We start from the raw sequence: 23,849 nt of genomic DNA on the forward strand, positions 1-23,849 counted from the left end.
GATGGCCCTTGAACGCGCCAAGCATCGCGCGATATATACCATGAGTATCTATCAAAAATCGAGGAGGCGGATCATGACTGCAACCGCCAAATTGTTCATGCATGGCCGCAGCCAGGCCGTGCGCCTGCCCAAGGAGTTTCGTTTCGAGGGCAGCGAGGTGCGCGTCAGCAAGGTCGGCGACAAGGTGATCCTTGAGCCGATCAGGAAGCAGCCCATTGATCTCGACAAATTCTGGGCCGAGCTAGATGCGCTCGGGGCAAAGGACTTCCTGCCGGACGGCATCCCGGACGAGCCGCCGGCCGAGCCGGACCCGCGCATGTTCTTTGACGAATGATCTGCCTCGACACCAACATCGTCATCTGGATCGTCAACGGGCGCAGTCCGTCCCTTCGCCATCGCCTCGGTGAACAGATACGAGCGGGCATGTCGGTTGCGCTGCCGGTCATCGCCCTATTTGAAATGCGCTACGGCTTCGCCAAGAGCGGCCGGCGCGAGCACAACGAACGCCTGCTCGAACGTTTTCTTGGCCTGGGCATCGACGTCCTCCCGTTCGAAACCGACGACGCGATGCACGCCGGCGAAATCCGCGCCCACCTGGAAAGCGCGGGCACGCCGATCGGCCATTACGACTATCTGATCGCAGCCCAGGCACGCCGGCACGGCGCCGCACTGGTAACTCTCAACACGCGCGAGTTCGCGCGGGTGCCGGGGCTGATTGTGGTCGATTGGGCGGCGTGACGGTTGGGGGGGGCGGCCTCGGCGGACTGGCCTGCGGTAGCATTATCCCCCCGCATCACCTTCGTCACCTTCAGCCCGAACCGCTCGGGCTTCTCGTTCCGGGTTTCAGTTAGACCGATACCAGATCGCGCCGATGTAGGAGCCAGTCGGGATAGTCTTTCGGCGGGGCGCAGCGTCGCCTAAAAGTTGTGGCCAAGAGTCTTGCCGTCGTAGACACGAAAAGGAACGGGGCATCCATGTCTATTGAGGAGCGGCCCATTTGGGGCATACATATGGGGCGCGACTTCAACGCACGTCCGATCGACGAAAATTTCGTTGCAATCGGATGGGCGCAGGTTGGCGATCTCTCGAAGGTTGCGGGCGACCGCGAGGCGTTTAAGGCCGCAGTCGCGAAGACCTATTCGGACATCAAGCCTGGCGCCATTCCAGTGGTCGCGGGGACGCTTTTCAAATTCGCGCGCGAAATGCGTTCCGGCGATCGGATAATCTATCCATCTAAAGTCGATCGAAAGATCAATCTTGGATTTATCGACGGAGAGTATCTGTACAAGCATTCGGAACGCCTCACCCCGAACGTGCGAAGAGTCAAATGGGTGAAGAGGTTCGATCGCACGGATTTCTCGCAAAGCGCCCTCTACGAGATTGGCTCTGCGGTCACTCTCTTTCAAGTCAGAAACAACGCAGACGAATTTTTGGCAGCGTTTGAGGGAAGGCCCCTTGAGACCGCTGACGTTGACGCTGAGCTGCCTGATGGAGCCTCCAGTAATGCAGGGGAAACCACGGAAGATTTTATAATCAAGCGCCTGAAATCCAGCCTTACCTCATATCAGTTTGAAAAATTCGTAGCGCACCTGCTGGAACGCATGGGTTACCGCGCCCGCGTTACGCGAGCCTCCGGTGATGGCGGTATTGATGTGATCGCCCATAGAGACGAGCTGGGATTCGAAGGCATAGTGAAGGTTCAGTGCAAACAAACTCTGTCGACGATCGGAGAGCCGGACCTGTCCCAGCTTTATGGGCATGTCCAAGCCGGGGAGTTTGCCTTGTTCGTCACGCTCGGTGATTACTCAACGCAAGCTCTACATTACGCTAGGAACAAGCCGAACATCAGATTAATCGGAGGAGATGATTTGGTGAGGCTGATAACCGATCACTACGAGAAGTTCGAGCCGCGGTATCAAGCTCTTCTACCTCTTAAGAGGGTCTATCTACCTAGCCTTACGATAGGTGACGACATCTTCGACTGAAGATGGAGCTTCGAGTAATTCGGACGGACAGCTCATCGGAGCGCAGCGGCTTTTCTCTAAGAGGTTGGCAAGCAACTGCGCTTTCGGAGCTCTTACGATGGCTTCGCGACGCCATAACTCATCTGACGAAGACCAGAGGCATTCCGATTTCGGCGCTTTGGCGCGCCAAGTACGTGTTGGCGCAGAAGCTAGAGGCAAAAATTAAGAGATTGCGGCAGGAAGCTCGCAATAGCGCCTATCAGCTCTTTCTCTTTTCCCCCGAAGCTCGGACAAATGTTACATTCGAAGAGGGCTTCAAGTTTTCAAAGGATATGTATTTTGATGTCCGCAAACATCGCGGCGGGGCCTTTCGCTTCCGCAAACACTTTCTTGGTCCCGATAACGTCCCTGCCTTCAGCGGTACAGACGGTGACGGAGGCGAGGAATTTCAATGCGCTCAAATGCTCGACAGTTTGAACGAGGTTGAATTCTGGATTCGGAATGTCGCACAACATGTCAACTCTTTTAGATTGCCTCTTGCCAGCGGATTTTTCTACCCCGACTTTGTTGCGAAGCTGAAGGACGATCGCATTTTCGTGGTCGAATATAAGGGACAACACCTGGCCGGTTCTGGCAACGACGATACCAACGAAAAGCGGACGGTTGGATCGTTGTGGGAAAAGGCTAATGCCGGCAAAGGGCTATTCGCGGTGATAGAAAAGGAGGTCGTAGGGCGCGATATGCGCCAGCAACTGTTAGGCGCAATCAACGGAAGTACTTAGACCGGAATCTTCGATTCGCTAGTCCTCTACGCTCGCCAGAACTGGTAAGAGGAGAGCGCGATGACTTTGCTGTGGAGAGAGCAATGGTGGCCGGACTGTTCGCCCTCATCACCGCGGCGGCGTTTGCCGGGGCGGCGTTCTATATCAACGTCGCCGAGCAGCCGGCGCGGCTCTTGCTCGACGATGCGAGCCTGCTGCGGCAATGGAAGCCGAGCTATGCGCGCGGGTTTGCGATGCAGGCGAGTCTCGCCGTCATCTCGGCGCTATCAGGATTTCTCGCGAGCCGGCAGTTGCAGGATTGGCGGTGGTCGGTCGCGGCGGTGCTGATGCTGGCGAACTGGCCCTACACGCTCATGGTGATGCTGCCGACCAACAAGCGGATCGAAGCATGGCCGCCCGAACAGGCGAATAGCGAGTCGCGTGCGCTTGTCGTCTCCTGGGGCTGGATGCATGCGGTGCGCACGGCACTGGGTCTGGCTGCAACCACGATCTATCTGGCGCTGGCGGTCAGAGCATGATCCGGAAAAGTGGAAACCGGTTTTCCCTCGCGACAAACGCGTAGCGTTTGCGCGGAGATCATGCTCCAAATAAAACGCTACTTTCCGGCGGCGGCCTCGCGCGCCAGTCGCTCGGCTTTCAGCCGCTCACGGTTTTTATGAAAGGCCTCTTGCGCGAGCTGATGCTCTCGCATGGCCTGCTCCGCATCGTGCCGTCGCTGGGCCTCCCTGGCCTTGCGCTGCTCCGGCGTTGGCTTCTCACGGGGTGTGTATGAATCAGACATGCAGCTTCAACGCGCGAGGCGACTAAAGGTTCCCTTCGCGTTGCGCGGCGAGACGAATTATCCCAATTAAATCAATATGATTTGGCCCGTCCAGGCTATCAGCGGAAAATAAACCGCTTCGGTTTCACCCCAAATCAACCCTATAAATCCGCCGTCCCGCCCGGCAAGAGGGGCGGATCGCGATCGTCACGAACGCGCGGCGGGATGCGGTGGACGCGAGAGTTGGCGAACGACGAACGCCTGGCTCTTCGCGGACGGCGAAGTCGTGTGGTCCTGGCGCCCCGACGCTGGCGCTAAGTCCTTGCGGGATGGAAACATCCTTAAGGGATGACGGTGGCAAGAAAGCCCGGTCACCGGGGAGAGCGCGAAGGAAACCGTTAAAACCATTGCGCAGGGAAGGCCGGCGTTGCTCCGGTTGACCTGTGGTCCTACCCCCGTGCTTTTTGTTGCACGGGGCCCACGGGTGCAATCGGCACCCGGCCTTCCCTGCGCCCTCTCTTTCTCGAGACGGGTGAAACAGACGCAAAGCTCGGGCAGTTCGTGCCGCGAGGATGCGGACGCGTGTTTCCTCTGCTGTTTGAAAATAGAATCGGAATCAGGCGCCGTCTTGTCGTCATTGCGAGCCACCGGGTCGGCGCGAAGCGCCGCCCGATGACAGGCTCCGCGAAGCAATCCATGTCGCCGCTTGCGGAGGTATGGATTGCTTCGTCGCTATCGCTCCTCGCAATGACGATGGTGCGAGCGTCCCCACCTCCCCATAAAAAAGGGCAAGTCGGGTGTGAAGACTCGGGGCGCCTCAGCGGTTGAAGAGTTGGCGCAGCACTTCGTTCATCGCCTGGCTGTCCTGCGTGTCGCCGCTGTCGCTTGGCGGCGAAGGTGGGGCGGACTGCGGCTGCGGTTCGGGCTGCTGCGGCTGCGCCGGCGGGATGCTGCGGCTCGGGCGCGGCGGCTGGGTCCCGCTGTTCAGGCCCTGCTGGATCAAATTGCCGATGGTCTCGCCGAGCTGGCCGCCGAGCAGCCCGCCACCTTGGCCGGATTGGCCGTTCGCGCTGCCGCCTTGGGTGCCGGCTCCGCTGCTGCCGCCGAGGAGTCCGCCGAGCGCGCCGTTCGGCCCGAACAGGCCCTTGCCCATCTCGCGCAGCTTGGCATAGGCGGCCTCGGGATTGTCGAGCATGCCCTGCATCTCCGGATAGATGCGCGGGCCATTCCACGGCCCCTCGACCATCACGGGGATGCCGAGGCCGACCGGATCGGAGGTGCGGCCCTGGCCCTCGGTGGTCAGCACCAGCTTCGGCTCGACGCGGAAGCCGATCATCTTGGTGCCGAGATCGATGGTGCCGACGCCCGTCATCTTCACCAGCGGTCCGACCAGGTTGAGGTCGGTGGTCACCGCCTGGCCCTTGTCGATCTTGAACGAGGCCGAGAGCTGGCTCAGATCGGTCGCGAGCTGATCGCCCTCCTGCCAGCCGGAGAGCGGGCTCGTCGTCAGCGAGCGGATCATCTGCGCGACGTTGAGGCCGCGGATCGCGCCGTCCCGGAACACGGCGAAGGCCGTGCCGCTCATATTTCCCATGATCGCGCGCTGGCTGTTGCCGGAGGAGCGCACCGCGATCTTCGCCTGCATCCTGCCGTCGATCTTGTCGAAATCGGCAAGGCTGCGCAGCAGCGGCAGCGCCCGCACATTGTTGAGGTCGGCGCCGAGCGCGTAGGTCGGATTGCTGGCGGAAACGTCGATGGCGAGGTCGCCATTGGCGTTGCCCTCATAGGCGCCGAGATTGGCGAGCCGCGCCTTCAATACGCCGCTCATCAGCGTCGCCTCGATCGCCGCCGGCGCGAAACGGCCGTCGCCGATGTTGAGCTCGGCCGCCGAAATCTTCGCCTGCGCGTCGACATAGTTCAGCCCGATGAGGTCGAACGTGGCACTGCTCCAGGGTTGCGACCCTGTCCCCGGCTGGCCGCGCTCCATCGCCAGCGAGAGCTTCTGGAAGTCGAGATCGAGCTTCACCAGCGGCTTGTTGCTGGCGATATCGACCGAGGCCCAGCCGTTGAACGCGCCGTCGCCGAGCGTGCCGCTGACGCCGTTGAACATCACCACCGCGCCGCTCAGCCGCACCTCGGTTCGCGCCGACAGCGGCGCCTGCAACAGGCCGGGCGCCTCAAAGGCGATTTCGGTCGGGATGTTCTGCCGCTCGATCGGCGCCGCCGGCGCGGCCGCCTTGATCTCGAATTTCAGCGGCTGGCCGCCGCCGCGCCCATTGCCGCTGATGACGATCTTGCGGTCGCTGCCGACGGCCATATCCGCGTTGACAGCCTCGATGCGGCCTTCGACGCGGTCGCGCACATTGGAGAACACGATCGTGCCGCCGGTGACGCTGACATGCTCGATGCCGAACTTGGCCTCGCCGGTGCCGGCGGCGCCGTCCCTTGCGGGCGGATTTGGCTCGCGCACGCGCTGCAGCGGCATGGTCAGGACCGGCCGCACGATCAGGAGGTCGGTGACGTGCGGCTGGCCCGACCACAGGCTCGCCAATGTGACGTCAGCCCGGATGCTGCTCGCGGTCAGGCGGTTGTTGATCTCGCGGTCTTTCGGATCCTGCAGCGCGATATCGCTCAGCGTAATATTGAGCGAGGGCCACAGGCTGATCTTCGCGCCGCCATTGATGGCGAGCCGGTAGCCGGTCTGGCGCTCGACCCGATCCTGGATCGCCGACGTCAGGAAACCGGAGGGGATGCCGATCACGGCAAGCAGCGCGATGACGACGATCACGGTTCCGATCGCGGCGCCTGCGATTTTCAGTGCTCTCATCTCGACATTCCAGACCGCGCCAACGTCACGCGCAAGTTTATCCCGGAAACAGGTTTCCGCTCAAAGCGGCCGAAAATAATCCGCCGCAGCTGCGAACTTATGTGACTTATGCCACACTTCCAGGGGGGTGGATTTTGTTAATCCGGGCCGCAACGCAAGCCGCACGGGAGATTGTTGTGGAAGGCAGTACAATGAGCAAACAGGCCGAATTTGCGGTCATTTTGAAGATGAACCCGATGTTCGCCGATTTGGGCGCGGACGAATTGCAGCGGCTTGCGGGCCTTTGTCACACCCGGCACCTCCAGGCGGGCGAGGTGCTGTTCCAGAAGGGCGATGCCGGTGACGCCCTGTTCGCGGTGCGACGCGGCCAGATCCGCATCGAGACCGGCGCCTCCGACGGCAGCCGGCTGACGCTCAACTTCATGAGGCCCGGTGAGCTGTTCGGCGAGGTTGCCGTCCTCGACGGCCAGGACCGCACCCTGGACGCGACCGCCGGCGAAGCAACCGAATTGTTCGTGCTGAGTCGCCAGGATTTTCACCGTTTCCTCGAGCGCGAGCCGAAGGTTGCCGTGAAGCTGATCGAGCTGCTCTGCCACCGCATCCGCTGGATGAGCGAACGGATGCAGGAGTCGGCGCTGCAGCCCTTGCCGGTCCGCCTCGCCAAGCGGCTGTGTGCGCTGGCCTCCAATTCCGGTTCCGAAGTCCACATTTCGCAGGAACAGCTCGGCACCTGCGTCGGCGCCGCGCGCGAAAGCGTCAATCGACAACTCCAGCTCTGGCGCAAGGACGGTATCCTGGACGTGCAGCGCGGGCGGATCCTGCTGCACGACATGCCCAAGCTGACCGCAGTGGCGAGGAACGAATAGGATGACCGCGCCGCCTATTCCGCCGCGGGCGACACCATCGTGGGCGGCTGCTTGGCCGGTGGCTCGCCGTGGTGGTCGGAGGGCGGTTCCTCGTCGGCGTGCGAGACGATCAGCCGCTTGCCGAAGCGCCATATCACGTTGCCGACGTCGTCCATCACCATGAACATCGCCGGCACGAACACCAACGACAGCACCGTCGAGAACAACAGGCCGCCGATCACGGCGAGCGCCATCGGCGAGCGGAACTCGCCGCCGGCGCCGACCGCCAGCGCGCTCGGCATCATGCCGGCAACCATCGCAACGGTCGTCATCACGATCGGGCGCGCACGCTTCATGCCGGCGTCGATCATCGCTTCCTCGCGGCGTTTGCCGGCGCGGATCGCCTCGATGGCGAATTCCACCAGCATGATCGCGTTCTTGGTCACGATGCCCATCAGCATCAGGATGCCGATCCACACCGGCGTGGTGAGCTGCTTGCCGGTGAGCAGCAGCGCGGCGATCGCGCCGCCGATCGAAAGCGGCAGCGAGAACAGGATGGTGATCGGCTGCAGGAAGGTGCCGAACAGCAACACAAGCACCGCATAGACCATCATCAGGCCGGCGGTGATCGCGGTGGCGAAGCCATCCGAAAGCTCGTTGAGGCTTTCGGCGTCACCCGACGGGCTCACCTTGACGCCCTTCGGCAGGCTTTTCATCACCGGCAGCTCATAGATCTGCTTGGTGGCATCGCCGAGCGCCGCATTGCCGACGAGGTCGGCCGCGACGGTGGCCTGCCGCTCGCGGTCGTAGCGGTTGATGCTGGTTGGCCCCTGATCGAGCTGGATGTCGGCGACAACAGACAATGGAACGCCGCCGCGTTCGCCGCGCTGGCCGAGCGGCACCCGCAATTGCTGCAGCATCTGCAGGTCGCTGCGCGCGCTATCCTCGAGCTGGACGCGGATCGGCACCTGGCGGTCGCCGGCATCGAATTTCGCCAGCGCCGGGCCGACATCGCCGATGGTTGCCACGCGGATCGTCTGCGACAGGCTTTCGGTGGAGACGCCGAGCCGCGCCGCCAGTTCGGAGCGCGGGCGGATGCGCAGTTCGGGACGATCGAGCGCGGTTTCCGAGATCACATTGGCAATGATCGGAATCCGCTTCATCTGCGTCGCCAGCTCGCTTGCGACGTTGTTGACGATATTGCTGTCGACGCCGGTCACGACCAGCGAGATCGCGCGCAGGCCGTTCTCGTCGAGGAACCAGTAGCGGATGTCGGGGACGTTCTCGAGCTCATTGCCGATCGAGAGCTCGAGCTCGCGCTGGGTGATTTTGCGCTCGTTCTTTGGCGTGTAGTTGATGATGAGCGCGGCACGCCGCACTTCCTGCGTGCCCGGCGGAACCCGGCCGCCGTCGACGAATATGCTTCTCACCTCCGGCCGCTTGCGCAGGCGCGCGACGATCTCTTCCGTCACCTTCTCGGTCTGCGCAAGCTGCGAGCCGGGCGGCAGCTCCATCGCCAGCAGCGAGCGCGCGGTGTCCTGCGCCGGCAGGAATCCCTGCGGCAGCAGCTTGATGCTCCAGATCGATGCCGCGAAGACGGCAAAGCCGATCACCACTGTGATGTAATGATGCTTCACCGACCAAGTGACCAGGCTGTGATAGGTCCGCAGTATGCGGCCCGGCGGCGGCTCCTCGTGCGCCTGATGTTTGAGGAAATAGGCAGCCAGCATCGGCGTGACAAAGCGCGCTGCAAGCAGCGAGAAGAACACCTGAACCGACACCGTGATGCCGAACTGCTTGAAGAACTGGCCGGCGATACCAGACATGAAGCTTGCCGGCGCGAAGATCGCGATGATGGTGAGCGAGATCGCGATCACCGCAAGCCCGATCTCGTCCGCGGCTTCCAGCGCAGCGCGATAGGGCGATTTGCCCATGCGCATGTGGCGCACGATGTTCTCGATCTCGACGATGGCGTCGTCGACCAGGATGCCGGTCGAGAGCGTGATGGCCAGGAAGCTGACGAGGTTGAGCGAGAAGCCCAGAATGTCCATCGCCCAGAACGCCGGGAAGATCGATAGCGGCAGCGAGACCGCGGCGATGATGGTGGCGCGAAGGTCGCGCAGGAACAACAGCACGATGATGACGGCGAGGATCGCGCCCTCGAACAGGGTCGAGATCGCCGCCTCATAGTTGCCCTTGGTGAATTCGACCGAAGTGTCGATCAGCTTGAGATCGACATCGGGGTAGGCGGCCTTCAACGCATCGATCCGCTTCTGCACCGCGGCGGCGACCACCACATCGCTCGCGCCCTTGGAGCGTTTGATGCCGAGCGCGACCACCGGCTCGCCGTTGAAGCGGGCGAAGGTGCGGCGATCGGCGATGGTGTCGGTCACCGTGCCGAGATCGTCGAGCCGCACCTCGCCGCCGCCGAACAGCGGGATCATGGTGCCGGCAAGCTCGTTCAGCGTCTTGGCGCCGGCGAGCGTGCGGATCGCCTGATCGTTCTTGCCGATCTCGGCGCGGCCGCCGGCGAGGTCGACATTGGTGCCGCGCAGGATCTGGCTGACATTGACGGCGGTCAGTCCCGCCGCCTGCAGCCGGTCGGGATCGAGCGAGACCAGGATCTCGCGCTCGACGCCGCCGATGCGCTCGACCTGGGCGACGCCGCGCACGCCCTGCAGCGCGCGCTTGACCACGTCGTCGACGAAATAGGAAAGCTGCTCCGGCGTCTTGCCCGGTGAAATCGCTGCATAGGTGACGATCGGCAGGCCGATGACGTCGACGCGCTGGATCAGCGGTTCGGTGACGTTTTGCGGCAGGTTGGCGCGGACGCGGGTGACGGCGTCCTTGACGTCGTTCAGCGCGCGATCGGTGTTGGTCTCCAGCGCGAACTGGATCGTGGTCACCGACAGGCCGTCGGTGATCGAAGAGGAGATGTGGCGCACGCCCTCGACGCCCGAGACGCCGTCTTCGATCGTCTTGGTGACCTGCGCTTCCAGTTCCGACGGTGCTGCGCCGAACTGCGACACCGCAACCGAGATCACGGGGATATCGGCGCTCGGCAGCCGCGTGACCGCAAGCTTGGTGAAGGAGACCCAGCCCAGCACCAAAAGGATGATCGAGAAGACGATCGACGGCAGCGGGTTCCGAATCGACCAAGCCGAGATGTTCAAAGCCATTAGCGTGTCCGCGTGCGCTCGAGTTCGTCGGCGAACATGATCTTGATCTGGTCGCCGTCATGCAGCGAGGTGCCAGCGTCGGCGACGACGATTTCGCCGACGTCGAGGCCCTCAAGGATTTCCGTTGAGGTGTCCGAGGTCAGCCCGACCCGCACTTTCCGTGTCTCGATCGTGTTGCCCTTGACGACCTGCAACGTAAGGCGGTCGATCGCGGTGCGCGGAACGGCGACGCCGCAAGAGCGCTTGGCGTCGATATTGGCGCGGGCGAACATGCCGACCTTCAGCGAAGGATTGTTGGTAAGGGATATCCTGACACGGCCGAGCTGGGTGTTGCGGTCGATCTGCGGCGAGATCTGCCGTACCTTGCCGACCATGTCGGGCGCATCGTCGCGGCTGATCCGCACCGTCGCGCCCGGATTGAGCTTCAAGAGGTGAATGCTCGGCACCTCGGCTTCCAGCTCGATTTCGTTGTTGATCGCGATGCGGAACATCGGTCCGGCCTGCGGCGAGGCGGGGGCGCCCACGGCGGTCCGCACCTCGGTGACCAGGCCCGCGGCCGGCGCGCGCAAGGAAAGCGATGCTGCGCGTCCGCCGCCCTGGGCTGCCTGCTGTTGTTGTTGCTGCGGCGGCGGGGTCAGCCGCGCCAGTTCCTGGTTCTCGGTCACGGTGTCGCCCTCGCGGACCAGGACATCGCTGACCTTGGAGCCCTCGTGATCGACGCCAACCTGCGCTTCGCGCCGCGGCACGATATGGCCGGTGACGCGCACCATGTCGGAGAAGCAAGCATTGGTGGCTTTGGTGACGACGACGAGGGCCTGGCCCGGCGTGTCCTTCTCTTCCGGACGCGGCCGGTGCTCGAACCAGTAGTAGCCGGCGCCGAGTGCGACGACGAAGACTGTTCCGAGCACAGGCTTTAGGTATTCGGAGAATTTCATCGCCGGATCGATCCAGACCTGAAGTTTAGCTGAAGCGGAACGCTTCGAATTGTTTTCAGTCTTATTGCTAAAACAAATGCGTCTCGCAGGGGGTGCGAGACGCATATTACCCTTAAAATAGCACGTGGCGCTACGCCGTTTACCCGGACGGGATTACTTGGACGCGGTTGCCTTGTTTTCCATGTTCACGACCTGCACACGGCGGTTCGCTTCCGCCAGCGGCTGGCTCGGATCCTTCAGCTTGCTCTTGCCGTAGCCGACGGTGACGAGATCGGAACCGTTGACGCCATATTTGTCGACGAGATAGCGCTTGATCGCCTCGGCGCGGCGCTCGGAGAGGTCCTGGTTGAAGGCCTCGCTGCCGGCGGCGTCGGTGTGGCCGGCTACGACGAAGGTCGAGCCCTTCAGGTCGGCATTGGTCAGAGCGCGGCCCAAGGCCTGCACGGAGGGCAGCGACTTGGCGTTGATCTGCGCCGAATTGTAATCGAAGTTGATCTCCAGATCGATCTTGGGCTTGTCCTTGACGATGGTCGCGATCTCCTCGCGCTCGGCCGACGACAGCGAGCGGGTGGAGCGGCCGCGGATCGTCTGCACGAACTTGTCCTCCGCGGCGTTTGCGGCTGGCTCGACCTTCGGCCCGATCGACAGGCCGCGGGTCAACGGCTTCTTCTCCGGCGTCAGCGCCCTCAGGATCTGCTCTTCGGTGACGTTGTCGCCGGCCCGGGCGGCCACCATGCCAAGGGCAAGCGTGGCGCCGATCGTCGCAACCGAAAGCATCGCAGCAAGATTCTTCTTCGCGGTGATCTCGAACATTGTCAGCCCCCGTTGCGCCGTGCGCGCGATTTCAAATCGATTAGCCAAATCACTGCCGGTGCTCGATCCCGGCCCATCTTAAATTCTTAGTCTCGCACATCCCGTCCGAGGTTCGAGGCCGGACGGAACCAGCTATCCAAATTATCGTCACTGCACGCCATAATCGGAGAATTCCTTGACGATATTCGGGTCCATCGCCTTGGCGTTGGTGATGTCCAGATCCCCTTCCGCGACCGAGCCGTTGCGCTTTTTGGCAAGCCCGCGTCCGTAGAGAGATGACGTTAACCTGGGATTGAGCTTCAGCGCCGCATCGAAATCGGCAATGGCGTTCTTGGTCTGCCCGCTCTTCAGATTCAAAAGGCCGCGGCTGTCGAGCGCGTCGACGAAATTCGGCCGCAGCCGCAGCGCCTCGTTGCAATCCTTCAGCGCAGCCTGCAGGTCGCCGATGACGGTGCGGGCCCAGCAGCGGTTGTTGTAGGCTTCGACATCCTTGGGGTTTAATCGAAGCGAGTTGTCGAAGTCCTTGATCGCGAGCTCGTAGGCGCCCTTGCTGGCATAGACCTGACCGCGGCGGTAAAGAGCTGCTGCATCATCCGGATTGTCATTGAGCCGTGCCGTCAGGGTCTTGATGGTCGGATCATCGGCAAGCGTGTCGGCCTGCTTCGGGGCGGGTGGCGTCGACGGTGTGGCGACGTCCGCCGGCCGCGGCATCGGCGGCGGTGGTAATGGCAACTGCTCGGACGGAGGCGGCGCCGTGGTGGTCTGCACCGGAGGCGCGGGCGGCGGCGACGGCGGGGCAGGTGGGGCGACCGCCGACTGAGCCGGCGGTGGCGGCGGAGGTTCGGGCGGCGGCGGGCTCAGCGGCCGCGCCGCTGAACCTGGAACGAAAGAGAAATCTTCCGCGAGCGAAGACGAGATCCACGGCACCTGCTCGCTGCGCGAGGCGCGGGTGACACCGACACGGGTGCGATTCAGCGTCTCCTCGGCCATCAGGTCGGGGGTGCGGATCTCCTTGAGCAATTCCCGCACGAACAGGCTGTGGTCGCTGCCATTGTCCGAGATCACGGACGACAGCGCCGCCGAATACATCACCAGCGTTCCGTTCGGCGCGATCACCGGCGCAAGGCCGGCTGAAAAGCTGCGGAATCGGCGCTCGAACGGGTTGCGCCTGGAAGCATCGATCAGCGCGATCTTGACGCCGGCGCCGCGGCTGTTGATCTCGCCGAGCACCGTCTCGAGGCTGAAACCGTCGCGGCGGACGTCGGCCTCGCTCCAGATCTGGGCATCGATCGGGATCATATAGCTCTGGCGGCTGGACTGGATACCATAGCCCGAGAAGAACAAGAGGACGACCGAGCCCGGCTTGATCTTGCCGTAGAGTCGCTCGAAGGCGTGCCGCATTTGTTCGCCGGTTAGATTTTCCCCGATGTCGACGCTGAAGCCGTCGCGCTTGAGCTCGTCGGCGACGTCGCGCGCGTCATTGATCGGCTCCTTCAGCGGCGCATCCGCGTCCGGATATTTGGCGTTGCCGATCACCAGGGCAAAGCGGTCGCCCGCAGCGAAAGAGGGTGCGGTCGAGGCGACGGCAAAAATCAATGTGAGGAGTAAAGCAAAGCAGATGTGCATAATCGCCGCAGTCTAGCCAAAAAGACGCCGATCCCGGTCTGCGCCGCGGCGACCTTACTTCACGCAACCGGCATTATCAAACCGCGCCCATGGGCCGTCAACCACTTGCGCCGTCGTCGTTAATTGCGACAATTAAGCGCGAAGAAGCGGCTTCCGGCAGGGAATGAAGCACGGTTGTTCCGGTGGCAGCGCTGGTTCCGTCGATAACGCCGCGGACCGCAATGCGACACCCCCTCACCCTGACGCCCTCTCACATTGGCTCGCACCGTCCTGTCATGCAGCCGCAGCAGGCCTGCAGGATTTGACCTTTGCGGATGACAATGGCTTGCTTGTCGCGCAAGCGGCCACTCAACCAAGAAAAGCGACGCCAATGGGAAACGCCTACGAGATCTATGCTCTGCGCTATGCGACGATGTCGCCGCGCACCCCGAACATGAACTTTCTTGCGCCCGATCCGCATGAGACCGCGGCGCAGGCCCTCGATTACTTCGTCTGGCTCGTTCGGGGAGCGGGCCGCGACATTCTGGTCGACACCGGCTTCAATGCCGAGGAGGCCGAGCTGCGCGCCCGCAAGCTGACTCTCAATCCGGTCGATGCGCTGGATCGCTTTGGCGTTTCGGCGGCATCGATTCGGGACGTGATCGTCACCCACCTGCATTACGACCACGCCGGCAATCTCGATCGCTTCCCGAACGCTCGCTTCCATTTGCAGGAACGCGAGATGAGCTACGCGACCGGACGATGCATGTGCAATGGCATGCTGCGGCACCCGTTCTCGATCGAGCATGTGACGCTGATGGTTCGCCACGTGTATGGCGAGCGCGTCACGTTCCACTCTGGAGATGGCGAGGTCGCGCCTGGAATCACCGTGCACCGTGTCGGCGGCCATTCAGATGGGCTGCAGGTGGTGCGGGTCGAAACCGCGCGCGGCCCCGTGGTGCTGGCATCCGATGCCGCGCATTACTACGCCAATCTGCACAAGCGCAGTCCGTTTCCGATCGTCTACAATATCGGCGACATGGCGATGGGCTGGGAAACCGTCGAGCGGCTCGCCGGACATCCCGATCGTTTCATCCCCGGGCATGATCCAATCGTCGCCGAGATCTATCCGCGCGCGAGCGACAAGGTCGATGCGTATGCGCTGCATCTGGCGCCCTCGCGCTCGTTTGCGAAGTAGGTGTTGCTGGCGCCTTGCGCGTCGTTACGAAGCACATCAGCCGCCCCTCATCCTGAGAAGCCTGCGCAGCAGGCGTCTCGAAGGATGAGGCCACCGGCCGGGCCTCATGGTTCGAGACGCCGCTTTGCGGCTCCTCACCATGAGGGTCTCACAACGGTACGTCCTAGAGCATGATGAGATCAGGTCGAATTGGCGCCACGTCGGAGGTGCCTTACCTCTCCCCGACGGGGAGAGGTCGGATCGCATCGTGAGATGCGATCCGGGTGAGGGGGATGAGCTCCATCGAGGAACCGTAACCGCTCACCCGGCGCTGCGCGCCGACCTCTCCCTATGGGAGAGGTGGACAATCGCGGTCACGCCGATTCAACCAAATGACATCATGCTCTAATACGTTTCCTTCGCGTCCGCCTCTTCGCTGGTCTGCACCAGCTCAAGGCCGTGCTCGATCTTGCCGAGCAGTTTTCCGAGTTGCCGCCGCTCCTGCGCCGACAGGCATGAGAAAATCTCCTGCTCCCTTCGGAGCAGGCGCGGGATCAGTTCCTCGTACAGCGCCTTGCCTTTGCGGGTGAGCTGCAGGCGGAATTCGCGGCGGTCGTCGGCATTCTCGACGCGCTCGATGATCTGCCGTTCCATCAGCGTGGTGACGGCGCGGCTGATGGTCGACTTATGTGTCCGCGTGCAATCGGCGATGTATTGCGCGCTGCAGGCTTCGCGGCGGAAGCCGAGCGTCGCCAGCACGCGCCATGAGGGGATGTCGAGCCCGTAGCGCGCCTGATACTCGGCGGAAAGCGCCGAGCTCACCTCCGCCGCCAATCGGTTCAGGCGGAACGGCATGAAATGGAAGAGGTCGAGCCTTTTCTTGGCCGCCGCGTCCTCCTGCGGCGCGACCGAGTCGGGTTCGGATCGCGTCGCCGCAATGTCGTCGCTCGAAACCGATTTCGTCAAAATGCCTCCGAGGAGGAGTTGACGGCAGTGCCGTCAGGGGGTTTAAGATCGTTGCACGTGAAACTAATTTAACAGGGCCACGAGGAAGCGGCAAGGGTTTGAGCGGATGACGCAGGGCAAAACCCAGTTCGGCTATCAGAGGCATGCCGACCAGGATCGGGTAGCGGCTAACGCGGCTGAATATCCGGTCGTGGTGGTCGGCGCCGGCCCTGTGGGATTGTCGCTCGCGATCGATCTCGCCCAGCGCGGGCAACCTGTGGTGCTGCTCGACGACGCCGACCGGATCGGCGAAGGCTCGCGCGCGATCTGCTTCGCGAAGCGCTCGCTGGAATATTGGGACCGGCTTGGCGTCGGCGACCGCATGGTCGAGAAGGGCGTGGTGTGGAGCGTCGGTAAGATTTTCCATGGCGCCTCCCAGCTCTATCAGTTCAACCTGTTGCCGGAGGACGGTCACAAGCGGCCGGCCTTCATCAACCTGCAGCAATTCTATGCCGAGGCCTATCTGGTCGATCGCGTGCGCGAGTTATCGGCGATCGACCTGCGCTGGCGCAACAAGGTGGTTGCGCTGGAAAGCCGCAACGATGGCGTGGCGCTGACGATCGAGACGCCGGAGGGCGCCTACAGGATTCGGGCTTCCTTCGTGATCGCCTGCGACGGTGCACGCTCGTCGCTGCGCAAAATGGTCGGCGCGGAATTTTCCGGCCAGGTGTTCGAGGACCAGTTCCTGATCGCCGACGTCAAGATGACGGCGGCGTTCCCGACCGAGCGCTGGTTCTGGTTCGACCCGCCGTTCCATGCCGGGCGCTCGGCGCTGTTGCACAAGCAGCCGGACGATGTCTGGCGGATCGATCTGCAGCTCCATCCAGATGCCGACCCAGTGCACGAAAGGAAGCCGGAAAATGTGCGGCCGCGGATTGCGCGCATGCTCGGCCACGACAAGTTCGAGTTCGAGTGGATTTCCCTCTACAAATTCCAGTGCCGGCGGATGGACAAGTTCATCCATGGCCGCGTGATCTTCGCCGGCGACGCCGCGCACCAGGTCTCGCCCTTTGGTGCGCGCGGCGCCAATTCCGGGCTCGAGGACGCTGAGAATCTGTCGTGGAAACTCGACTGCGTGCTGCGCGGGATTTCGCCGGAGCAGCTGCTCGAGAGCTATCACATCGAGCGCAGCGCCGCGGCGGATGAGAACATCCGCGAATCCACCCGCTCCACCGATTTCATGGCGCCTGCCTCGCGGCAGGAGGCAAGGCTGCGCCAGGCGGTGCTGGCACTGGCGAACGAGACCGAGTTCGGCAAGCGCATGGTCAATGGTGGACGGCTGTCGGTGCCGTCGGTTTACGACACGCCGCTGTCGACGCCGGATGGTGACGCATGGTGCGGCGGGCCACGGCCGGGCGCGTCCATGCCGGATGCGCCGATTGCTGGACGCAGCGGCAATCCGCAGTTCCTGACCGAAGCGTTTATCGGCGCGGGAACGGGGTTCACGCTGCTGGAGTTTGGTAATGGCGCCGCGGTGGATGTGCCGGATGGCGTAAATACGATCCGGATCGGTGGCGACGATGGTTTCGCCGATACCACCGGTCTCGTCGGCAAGCGGTACGATGCCGAACCCGGCACCGCCTATCTGCTGCGGCCCGATGGCTATATCGCCGCACGCTTCCGTCGCCCGACGCAGCCGCTGTTAGAGGCGGCGCTGGCGCGCGCGACAGGATTCAATTGAGGTTGCCATGGCGCTGTCGACCAGCTCGAACTTCGCAAAACCGGACGATGCCTTCCGCGCCGTCGTCGAAGCGCATCGCGGCTTGACGGAGGCGCAGAGCGCCGATCTCGATGCCGCGCTGGTGCTCGTGCTCGCCAACCATATCGGCGACATCGACGTGCTGCGCGAAGCGATCGCGCTCGCCAAGCGGCGGATGCTGGAGGCGAGCCAGCAGCAGCAGCAACAACAGCAGCAACAATAACGAGGACACCCGATGGCAAAAGGCTTTGCGTCCACCACCGATCTTGCGGAGAAGAAGATCACCTTCTCCGAGATCGGCACCGATCTCTACGCCTTCACCGCCGAGGGCGATCCCAACACCGCCGTGATCGTCGGCGACGACGGCTGCCTCGTGTTCGACGCGCAGGCGACGCCGGCGATGGCGAACAAGGTGATCGAGCGCGTACGCACCGTGACCGACAAGCCGATCAAATATGTCGTGCTGTCGCATTACCACGCGGTGCGCGTACTCGGCGCCTCCGCGTACAAGGCGCAAGGCATCGTCGCCTCGCAGGAGACCTATCGTTTGATCGAGGAGCGCGGCCAGCAGGATTGGGATTCGGAGTATGGCCGCTTCCCGCGCCTGTTCCAGGACGCCCAGAGCATTCCGGGCCTGACCTGGCCGACGCTCACCTTCGAGGGCGAGATGTCGATCTATCTCGGCAAGCGCGAAGTGCGGCTGATGCAGCTTGGCGCCGGCCACACATCCGGCGACATCGTCGCCTGGGTGCCGGATGCCGAGGTGATGTTCTCCGGAGATCTCATCGAATATCACTCGGCCTGTTATTGCGGCGATGCGCATTTGCGCGAATGGCCGATGACGCTGAACGAGATCCGCGCCTTCAATCCCAAGGCGATCGCGCCCGGACGTGGCGACGCGCTGAAGGGCCTTGCCACCACGCGCGAAGCGATCGCGATGACGCGTGATTTCGTCAACACGCTCTACGGCGCAGCCGAGGCCTCCGTGGCGAAAGGGCGCACGCTGAAGGAGACGATGGCGGCGACGCGCGAGGTGATGGATCCGAAATTCTCGAGCTTCGCGATCTACGAGCATTGCCTGCCGTTCAACGTCTCGCGCGCCTATGACGAGGCGTCCGGGATCGATGATCCCGTGATCTGGACCGACAAGCGCGACCGCGAAATGTGGGCCGCGCTGCAAGGAGGAGGATGACCATGAACATCAACACCTCGCCTGATGTGATCGCCAAGAGCTCCGCGCAAATCACGCCGGGCTACATGTCCGGCTTCGGCAACAGCTTTGAGACCGAGGCCTTGCCCGGCGCGCTGCCGGTCGGGCGCAACTCGCCGCAGCGCTGCGCCTATGGGCTCTATGCCGAGCAGCTGTCCGGCTCGCCTTTCACCGCGCCGCGCGGCGCCAATGAGCGCTCGTGGCTCTATCGGATTCGGCCGTCCGTGAAACACTCCGGCCGGTTTGAGAAAGCCGATGCCGGGCTGTGGCGCACCGCGCCCTGCCACGAATACGAGATGCCGATCGAGCAGCTCCGCTGGAATCCGGCGCCGATGCCGTCGCAGGAACAGACGTTCCTGCAGGGCGTGCAGACCATGACCACGGCCGGCGACGCCAACACGCAAGCCGGCATGGCGGCGCATGTCTATCTGATCACCAAATCGATGGTGGACCAGCATTTCTACAATGCCGACGGCGAGATGATGTTCGTGCTGCAGCAGGGCAATCTTCGCCTCGTCACCGAGTTCGGCCGCATCGATGCCGAGCCCGGCGAGATCGTGGTGATCCCGCGCGGCGTGAAATTCCGCGTCGAGATTCCGAACGGCCCCGCGCGCGGCTATCTCTGCGAGAATTACGGCGGCGCCTTCACGCTGCCGGAGCGTGGCCCGATCGGCGCCAATTGCCTGGCCAATTCGCGCGACTTCCTGACGCCTGTCGCCAGTTATGAGGACAAGGACACGCCGACCGAGCTCTATGTGAAATGGGGCGGCTCGCTTTGGAAGACGACGCTGCCGCATTCGCCGATCGATGTGGTCGCCTGGCACGGCAACTATGCGCCGTACAAATACGATCTGCGCACCTTCTCGCCGGTCGGCGCGATCGGGTTCGATCATCCCGATCCCTCGATCTTCACGGTGCTGACCTCGCCGTCGGAGACCGCGGGTACCGCGAATATCGATTTCGTCATCTTCCCGGAGCGCTGGATGGTGGCGGAGAACACGTTCCGTCCGCCCTGGTACCACATGAACATCATGTCGGAGTTCATGGGCCTGATCTACGGCGTCTATGACGCCAAGCCGCAGGGCTTCGTCCCCGGCGGCATCTCGCTGCACAACTGCATGCTGCCGCATGGCCCCGACCGCGAGGCGTTCGATCACGCCAGCAATGGCGAGTTGAAGCCGGTGAAGCTCACGGGCACCATGGCCTTCATGTTCGAAACCCGCTTCCCGCAGCGCGTCACCGAATTCGCGGCGAAGTCGGCGACGCTGCAGGACGACTATGCCGATTGCTGGAAGGGACTGGAGAAGCGGTTCGATCCGGGCAGGCCATAGTGTAAGCTCTCCGTCATTCCGGGGCGCGCGCAGCGCGAGCCCGGAATCCATCTGTCCACCCGTGTCTGTGGCCGAATGGATTCCGGGCCTGCGCCTTCCGGCGCATCCCGGAATGACGAGTGGAGAATGCGTCACAAATATCCGGCAGGAAAGCATGTCCCACCCCAACGATCCAAAACTCCGCTCTTTCATCGACGTCGATCCCGCGTCCGATTTCCCGATCCAGAATCTGCCCTACGGCGTGTTCTCGTCCAAGGACGGTCTGGCTCCGCGCATCGGCGTTGCGATCGGCGATTACGTACTCGATCTCTGGCAGCTCGCGCAGGACTGCCGCATCGATGTGGTCGAACCCGCAGTATTCGCCGCGTCCTCGCTCAACCCGTTCATGGCTCTTGGTCCAAAGGTCTGGTCGCGCACCCGCGCGCGGATCAGTGAACTCTTGCGCCACGACCATCCCGAGCTGCGCGACAATGAGCGCCTGCGCCAGCGTGCGCTGGTGCCGATGGCCGACGTGAAGCTGCACCTGCCGATCACGGTCGCCGGCTACACCGACTTCTATTCGTCCAAGGAGCACGCCACCAACGTCGGCATCATGTTCCGCGGCAAGGACAACGCATTGCAGCCGAACTGGCTGCACATGCCGATCGCCTACAACGGCCGCGCCTCGACCGTCGTCGTGAGCGGCACGAAAGTGCGCCGGCCGCGCGGCCAATTGAAGCCGCCAAATGTGGAGGTGCCGAGCTTCGGTCCTTGCAAGCGGCTCGATTTCGAACTCGAGATGGGCGCCGTCGTCGGCCAGCCGTCAACGATGGGCGAGATGCTGAGCGAGCAACAGGCCGAAGAGATGATCTTCGGTTTCGTCATTCTGAACGATTGGAGCGCGCGGGACATCCAGCAATGGGAGTATGTTCCGCTCGGTCCGTTCCAGGCCAAGGCGTTCGCGACCTCGATCAGCCCATGGGTGGTGACGCGCGAGGCGCTGGAGCCGTTCCGCCTGCAAGGGCCGATACAGGAGCCCGCGCCCTTACCGTATCTGCGCCAGACGCAGCCGAACAATTATGATCTCACGCTCGACGTAGGCCTGCGTGCGGCCGGGATGAACGAGCCGACGCGGATCTGCCGCACCAATTTCAAATACATGTACTGGTCGTCGGTGCAGCAATTGCTGCACCACGCCTCCTCTGGCTGCGCCATGAATATCGGCGACCTCTTGGGGAGTGGCACCATCTCCGGGCCAGAGAAGGACCAGCGCGGCAGCCTGCTCGAGATAAGCTGGAATGGCACTGAGCCCGTCGAACTTGCAGGCGGCATCAAGCGCTCCTTCCTCGAAGACGGCGATTCGCTCGTCATGCGCGGCTGGTGCCAGGGTGACGGCTATCGCGTCGGCTTCGGTGAGGTCGAGGGCACGATCGTGGCGGCGGAATAGCCATACGCCGTCATTGCGAGGAGCGAAGCGACGAAGCAATCCATCTCTCCTCGTGTGGAGGCATGGATTGCTTCGCTTCGCTCGCAATGACGGAGAGGATTCACCGCTGTTCCGACGGAATGTGGCGCAGTCGTGCCGAATGCGCCGCAACATCCTCCAGACTGTATTTCAGATGCACCCGCTTCTCCAACGGCGTTTGCTTGACCACGCACACGCCGGCGCGCCATTCCTGCAAAGGCCTGATCGGCCGCGGCGCGAAGCCGCCGCCGCAGTTCGGGCAGACGTTGAACAGTTTGTGCTCCACGCAATCCGCGCAGAAGGTGCATTCATAGGAGCAGATCATCGCCTCCGTCGCGTTCGGCGGCAGATCCTTGTCGCAATATTCGCAGTTCGGTCGCAGTTGCAGCGCCATGGTCGTTTCTCAGGCTGAAGCGGGACGGATCATCGCAAACTAGGCCCGCAATTCGAATGACGGAATTCCCTCGATTTGCGCCATGCTACGTGCCCAACGCCCTCAACGGCAATTTCGCGCTCTCCTTCAGCCGGTCCAGCACGATCGAAGAGCGCACATGGGCGACGCTCTGGTGCGGCATCAGCACATTGTTGACGATGTCGGACAGGCTCTTGAGGTCGCGCAGCACGGCCTTCAAGAGATAGTCGGCGTCTCCGGTCAGCGAATAGGCTTCCTGGATCGCATCGACGCGGTTGACCAGCTCCCGAAATTTCTTCGCGTTGTCGGGCGAGTGCGTCGCCAGCGTGATCTGGATGAAGGCGATCAGCTCGAAGCCGAGTGCCTCGCCGGCGAGGTCGGCGTGATAGCCCGAGATCACTTTCTCCTCTTCCAGTCGCATCCGCCGCCGCGAGCATTGCGAGGCCGATAGTCCGATGAGATCGGCGAGCTGCTGATTGGTCAACCGGCCGTCGTCCTGCAATGCGGCGAGGATCTTAAGATCGAAGGTGTCCAACTGGATCATGCGCCATTTGCCGTCATAATGCACAGATTGTGCATGATGCTAATCCATCGCGTGCCATTTTGCATGCACCTTGCGGCCCGGTCGGCGGAGATTCGGTCAACCAAAGTAGGGAGAATCGCCAATGGGTCCGTTTCCGCACGATGCGCCGCCGGCCGAAATCACCGCCCACAATCCGATGGGCACGGATGGTTTCGAGTTCGTCGAATATGCCCACCCGCATCCGGAAGAGCTGCACCGCCTGTTCAAGCTGATGGGCTATGTGCCGGTCGCCCGCCACAAGACGAAGAAGATTGCGGTCTATCGCCAGGGCGACATCAACTATCTCGTCAATGAGGAGCCTGGTACCCACGGCCATGACTTCGTCGCCGCGCATGGGCCGTGCGCGCCGTCGATGGCGTTCCGTGTGGTCGATGCCAGGCGCGCCTATGAGCGCGCGTTGTCGCTCGGCGCGGAGCCGGCCGACGATGCCGCGCAGAAGACGCTCGATGTTCCCGCGATCAAGGGCATCGGCGGCAGCCTGCTCTATCTGGTCGATCGCTATGGCGCGAAGGGCTCGGCCTATGATCTCGAGTTCGAATGGCTCGGCGAGAAGAACCCGCGGCCTGAGGGCTCGGGGCTCTATTACATCGACCACCTCACCCATAACGTCCATCGCGGCCGCATGGATGTCTGGACCGGCTTCTACGCCAGACTGTTCAATTTCCGCCAGATCCGCTTCTTCGATATCGAGGGCCGCGCCTCGGGCCTGTTCTCGCGCGCCCTGACCAGTCCGGACGGCAAGATCCGGATTCCGATCAACGAGGATGCCGGCGATTCCGGACAGATCGAGGAATATCTCAACCTCTATCGCGGCGAGGGCATCCAGCACATCGCGTGCGGCGCGCGCGATATCCACCAGACCATCGAGACGCTGCGCGCGGCCGGGCTGCCGTTCATGCCGTCACCGCCTGTCACCTATTTCGAGAAGATCGACCAGCGCCTGTCCGGGCATGGCGAGGATGTCGCGCGGCTGCAGCAGAACGGCATCCTGATCGACGGCGAGGGCGTGGTCGATGGCGGCCAGACCAAGGTGCTGCTGCAGATATTCTCGGCCAATGCGATCGGACCGATCTTCTTCGAATTCATCCAGCGCAAGGGCGACGACGGATTCGGCGAGGGCAACTTCAAGGCCCTGTTCGAATCGATCGAGGAAGACCAGATCCGCCGCGGCGTGCTGAAGGTGGACCACGCAGCGTAAGGCTGCCGTAGGGCAAAGCGCAGCGTGCCCACCTCTTCTTGCGCTGCTCTTGATGGCGGGCACGCTGCGCTTTGCCTACC

The 23,849-nt window shown here is 62.9% G+C and carries 22 protein-coding genes; 13 read left to right on the plus strand and 9 right to left on the minus strand.

What is annotated here, in order from left to right:
* Positions 1-73: 73 nt before the first annotated feature.
* The 5 genes from AC5ZG5_RS23565 to AC5ZG5_RS23585 all read left to right on the plus strand — a co-directional run bounded on the left by AC5ZG5_RS23565 (position 74) and on the right by AC5ZG5_RS23585 (position 3,264).
* Complete coding sequence (locus AC5ZG5_RS23565) at positions 74-334, plus strand: antitoxin (RefSeq protein ID WP_456644070.1); 261 nt, start codon at positions 74-76, stop codon at positions 332-334.
* Positions 331-738, plus strand: coding sequence for a type II toxin-antitoxin system VapC family toxin (locus AC5ZG5_RS23570; RefSeq protein WP_456644069.1), 408 nt, complete (start codon positions 331-333; stop codon positions 736-738). The genes AC5ZG5_RS23565 and AC5ZG5_RS23570 overlap by 4 nt, the downstream gene beginning before the upstream one ends.
* Positions 739-974: 236 nt before the next feature.
* Positions 975-1,985, plus strand: a complete 1,011-nt coding sequence (locus tag AC5ZG5_RS23575) for a restriction endonuclease (RefSeq protein WP_456644068.1) — start codon at positions 975-977, stop codon at positions 1,983-1,985.
* A 2-nt stretch (positions 1,986-1,987) separates the two neighbouring features.
* Entirely contained in the window at positions 1,988-2,746 is a 759-nt protein-coding gene (locus AC5ZG5_RS23580; RefSeq protein WP_456644067.1) for a hypothetical protein, read from the plus strand.
* An 86-nt stretch (positions 2,747-2,832) separates the two neighbouring features.
* A complete protein-coding gene (locus AC5ZG5_RS23585) occupies positions 2,833-3,264 on the plus strand; it encodes an anthrone oxygenase family protein (RefSeq protein WP_456644130.1) in 432 nt (143 codons plus the stop codon).
* A 77-nt stretch (positions 3,265-3,341) separates the two neighbouring features.
* Here AC5ZG5_RS23585 and AC5ZG5_RS23590 read toward each other — a convergent pair whose 3' ends face one another.
* Together AC5ZG5_RS23590 and AC5ZG5_RS23595 are read right to left on the minus strand one after the other, a co-directional pair.
* On the minus strand, positions 3,342-3,527 hold the full coding sequence (locus AC5ZG5_RS23590) for a hypothetical protein (protein ID WP_080663593.1): 186 nt from the start codon (positions 3,525-3,527) through the stop codon (positions 3,342-3,344).
* A 796-nt stretch (positions 3,528-4,323) separates the two neighbouring features.
* A complete protein-coding gene (locus AC5ZG5_RS23595) occupies positions 4,324-6,333 on the minus strand; it encodes an AsmA family protein (protein WP_456644066.1) in 2,010 nt (669 codons plus the stop codon).
* Positions 6,334-6,524: 191 nt separating this feature from the next.
* Here AC5ZG5_RS23595 and AC5ZG5_RS23600 point away from each other — a divergent pair, with 191 nt between their 5' ends.
* Positions 6,525-7,199, plus strand: a complete 675-nt coding sequence (locus AC5ZG5_RS23600; protein WP_456644065.1) for a Crp/Fnr family transcriptional regulator — start codon at positions 6,525-6,527, stop codon at positions 7,197-7,199.
* A gap of 14 nt (positions 7,200-7,213) precedes the next feature.
* Here the strand turns inward: AC5ZG5_RS23600 and AC5ZG5_RS23605 are convergent, their stop codons facing one another.
* From AC5ZG5_RS23605 to AC5ZG5_RS23620, 4 genes are all read right to left on the minus strand, one after another.
* Positions 7,214-10,357 (minus strand): efflux RND transporter permease subunit, encoded by a 3,144-nt coding sequence (locus AC5ZG5_RS23605; protein ID WP_130230264.1) that lies wholly within the window; start codon positions 10,355-10,357, stop codon positions 7,214-7,216.
* Positions 10,357-11,292 (minus strand): efflux RND transporter periplasmic adaptor subunit, encoded by a 936-nt coding sequence (locus AC5ZG5_RS23610; protein WP_130230266.1) that lies wholly within the window; start codon positions 11,290-11,292, stop codon positions 10,357-10,359. The genes AC5ZG5_RS23605 and AC5ZG5_RS23610 overlap by 1 nt, the downstream gene beginning before the upstream one ends.
* A 153-nt stretch (positions 11,293-11,445) precedes the next feature.
* Positions 11,446-12,105, minus strand: a complete 660-nt coding sequence (locus AC5ZG5_RS23615; RefSeq protein ID WP_456644064.1) for an OmpA family protein — start codon at positions 12,103-12,105, stop codon at positions 11,446-11,448.
* Between the two features lie 147 nt (positions 12,106-12,252).
* Positions 12,253-13,731 carry a caspase family protein gene (locus AC5ZG5_RS23620; RefSeq protein ID WP_456644063.1) on the minus strand — a complete coding sequence of 493 codons (1,479 nt, stop codon included), beginning with the start codon at positions 13,729-13,731 and terminating at the stop codon, positions 12,253-12,255.
* A gap of 370 nt (positions 13,732-14,101) precedes the next feature.
* Between AC5ZG5_RS23620 and AC5ZG5_RS23625 the strand changes: the two genes are divergently transcribed.
* Complete coding sequence (locus AC5ZG5_RS23625; RefSeq protein ID WP_456644062.1) at positions 14,102-14,908, plus strand: N-acyl homoserine lactonase family protein; 807 nt, start codon at positions 14,102-14,104, stop codon at positions 14,906-14,908.
* Positions 14,909-15,292: 384 nt separating this feature from the next.
* Here AC5ZG5_RS23625 and AC5ZG5_RS23630 read toward each other — a convergent pair whose 3' ends face one another.
* A complete protein-coding gene (locus AC5ZG5_RS23630; RefSeq protein ID WP_245287210.1) occupies positions 15,293-15,742 on the minus strand; it encodes a MarR family winged helix-turn-helix transcriptional regulator in 450 nt (149 codons plus the stop codon).
* Positions 15,743-15,959: 217 nt separating this feature from the next.
* Here AC5ZG5_RS23630 and AC5ZG5_RS23635 point away from each other — a divergent pair, with 217 nt between their 5' ends.
* The 5 genes from AC5ZG5_RS23635 to fahA all read left to right on the plus strand — a co-directional run bounded on the left by AC5ZG5_RS23635 (position 15,960) and on the right by fahA (position 21,558).
* Positions 15,960-17,573 carry an FAD-dependent oxidoreductase gene (locus AC5ZG5_RS23635; protein ID WP_456644061.1) on the plus strand — a complete coding sequence of 538 codons (1,614 nt, stop codon included), beginning with the start codon at positions 15,960-15,962 and terminating at the stop codon, positions 17,571-17,573.
* A 7-nt stretch (positions 17,574-17,580) separates the two neighbouring features.
* The gene (locus AC5ZG5_RS23640; protein WP_456644060.1) at positions 17,581-17,814 is read left to right on the plus strand and encodes a DUF2783 domain-containing protein; all 234 of its coding nucleotides are present in this window, start codon (positions 17,581-17,583) and stop codon (positions 17,812-17,814) included.
* 12 nt (positions 17,815-17,826) lie between these two features.
* On the plus strand, positions 17,827-18,783 hold the full coding sequence (locus AC5ZG5_RS23645; protein WP_456644059.1) for an MBL fold metallo-hydrolase: 957 nt from the start codon (positions 17,827-17,829) through the stop codon (positions 18,781-18,783).
* 2 nt (positions 18,784-18,785) lie between these two features.
* A complete protein-coding gene (hmgA, locus tag AC5ZG5_RS23650; protein ID WP_456644058.1) occupies positions 18,786-20,132 on the plus strand; it encodes a homogentisate 1,2-dioxygenase in 1,347 nt (448 codons plus the stop codon).
* A gap of 154 nt (positions 20,133-20,286) precedes the next feature.
* On the plus strand, positions 20,287-21,558 hold the full coding sequence (gene fahA, locus AC5ZG5_RS23655; RefSeq protein WP_456644057.1) for a fumarylacetoacetase: 1,272 nt from the start codon (positions 20,287-20,289) through the stop codon (positions 21,556-21,558).
* A 100-nt stretch (positions 21,559-21,658) separates the two neighbouring features.
* On the opposite strand, the gene AC5ZG5_RS23660 is transcribed toward fahA, so the two are convergent.
* Positions 21,659-21,970 (minus strand): DUF1272 domain-containing protein, encoded by a 312-nt coding sequence (locus AC5ZG5_RS23660; RefSeq protein WP_456644056.1) that lies wholly within the window; start codon positions 21,968-21,970, stop codon positions 21,659-21,661.
* Positions 21,971-22,055: 85 nt separating this feature from the next.
* A complete protein-coding gene (locus AC5ZG5_RS23665) occupies positions 22,056-22,532 on the minus strand; it encodes an Lrp/AsnC family transcriptional regulator (protein ID WP_456644055.1) in 477 nt (158 codons plus the stop codon).
* Between the two features lie 121 nt (positions 22,533-22,653).
* Between AC5ZG5_RS23665 and hppD the strand changes: the two genes are divergently transcribed.
* A complete protein-coding gene (gene hppD, locus AC5ZG5_RS23670; RefSeq protein WP_456644054.1) occupies positions 22,654-23,769 on the plus strand; it encodes a 4-hydroxyphenylpyruvate dioxygenase in 1,116 nt (371 codons plus the stop codon).
* Positions 23,770-23,849: the final 80 nt, after the last annotated feature.

Source organism: Bradyrhizobium sp. Ses1 (assembly GCF_059512365.1).

Coding starts and splice junctions, on each gene's coding strand:
- AC5ZG5_RS23575 (WP_456644068.1), top strand. CDS start 975: ATGTCTATTGAGGAGCGGCCCATTTGGGGCATACATATGGGGCGCGAC.
- AC5ZG5_RS23660 (WP_456644056.1), bottom strand. CDS start 21,970: ATGGCGCTGCAACTGCGACCGAACTGCGAATATTGCGACAAGGATCTG.
- AC5ZG5_RS23605 (WP_130230264.1), bottom strand. CDS start 10,357: ATGGCTTTGAACATCTCGGCTTGGTCGATTCGGAACCCGCTGCCGTCG.
- AC5ZG5_RS23570 (WP_456644069.1), top strand. CDS start 331: ATGATCTGCCTCGACACCAACATCGTCATCTGGATCGTCAACGGGCGC.
- AC5ZG5_RS23600 (WP_456644065.1), top strand. CDS start 6,525: ATGAGCAAACAGGCCGAATTTGCGGTCATTTTGAAGATGAACCCGATG.
- AC5ZG5_RS23645 (WP_456644059.1), top strand. CDS start 17,827: ATGGCAAAAGGCTTTGCGTCCACCACCGATCTTGCGGAGAAGAAGATC.
- AC5ZG5_RS23630 (WP_245287210.1), bottom strand. CDS start 15,742: ATGCCGTTCCGCCTGAACCGATTGGCGGCGGAGGTGAGCTCGGCGCTT.
- AC5ZG5_RS23580 (WP_456644067.1), top strand. CDS start 1,988: ATGGAGCTTCGAGTAATTCGGACGGACAGCTCATCGGAGCGCAGCGGC.
- AC5ZG5_RS23620 (WP_456644063.1), bottom strand. CDS start 13,731: ATGCACATCTGCTTTGCTTTACTCCTCACATTGATTTTTGCCGTCGCC.
- AC5ZG5_RS23565 (WP_456644070.1), top strand. CDS start 74: ATGACTGCAACCGCCAAATTGTTCATGCATGGCCGCAGCCAGGCCGTG.
- AC5ZG5_RS23640 (WP_456644060.1), top strand. CDS start 17,581: ATGGCGCTGTCGACCAGCTCGAACTTCGCAAAACCGGACGATGCCTTC.
- AC5ZG5_RS23635 (WP_456644061.1), top strand. CDS start 15,960: ATGACGCAGGGCAAAACCCAGTTCGGCTATCAGAGGCATGCCGACCAG.
- AC5ZG5_RS23610 (WP_130230266.1), bottom strand. CDS start 11,292: ATGAAATTCTCCGAATACCTAAAGCCTGTGCTCGGAACAGTCTTCGTC.
- AC5ZG5_RS23625 (WP_456644062.1), top strand. CDS start 14,102: ATGGGAAACGCCTACGAGATCTATGCTCTGCGCTATGCGACGATGTCG.
- AC5ZG5_RS23615 (WP_456644064.1), bottom strand. CDS start 12,105: ATGTTCGAGATCACCGCGAAGAAGAATCTTGCTGCGATGCTTTCGGTT.
- AC5ZG5_RS23665 (WP_456644055.1), bottom strand. CDS start 22,532: ATGATCCAGTTGGACACCTTCGATCTTAAGATCCTCGCCGCATTGCAG.
- AC5ZG5_RS23595 (WP_456644066.1), bottom strand. CDS start 6,333: ATGAGAGCACTGAAAATCGCAGGCGCCGCGATCGGAACCGTGATCGTC.
- AC5ZG5_RS23590 (WP_080663593.1), bottom strand. CDS start 3,527: ATGTCTGATTCATACACACCCCGTGAGAAGCCAACGCCGGAGCAGCGC.
- hppD (WP_456644054.1), top strand. CDS start 22,654: ATGGGTCCGTTTCCGCACGATGCGCCGCCGGCCGAAATCACCGCCCAC.
- fahA (WP_456644057.1), top strand. CDS start 20,287: ATGTCCCACCCCAACGATCCAAAACTCCGCTCTTTCATCGACGTCGAT.
- hmgA (WP_456644058.1), top strand. CDS start 18,786: ATGAACATCAACACCTCGCCTGATGTGATCGCCAAGAGCTCCGCGCAA.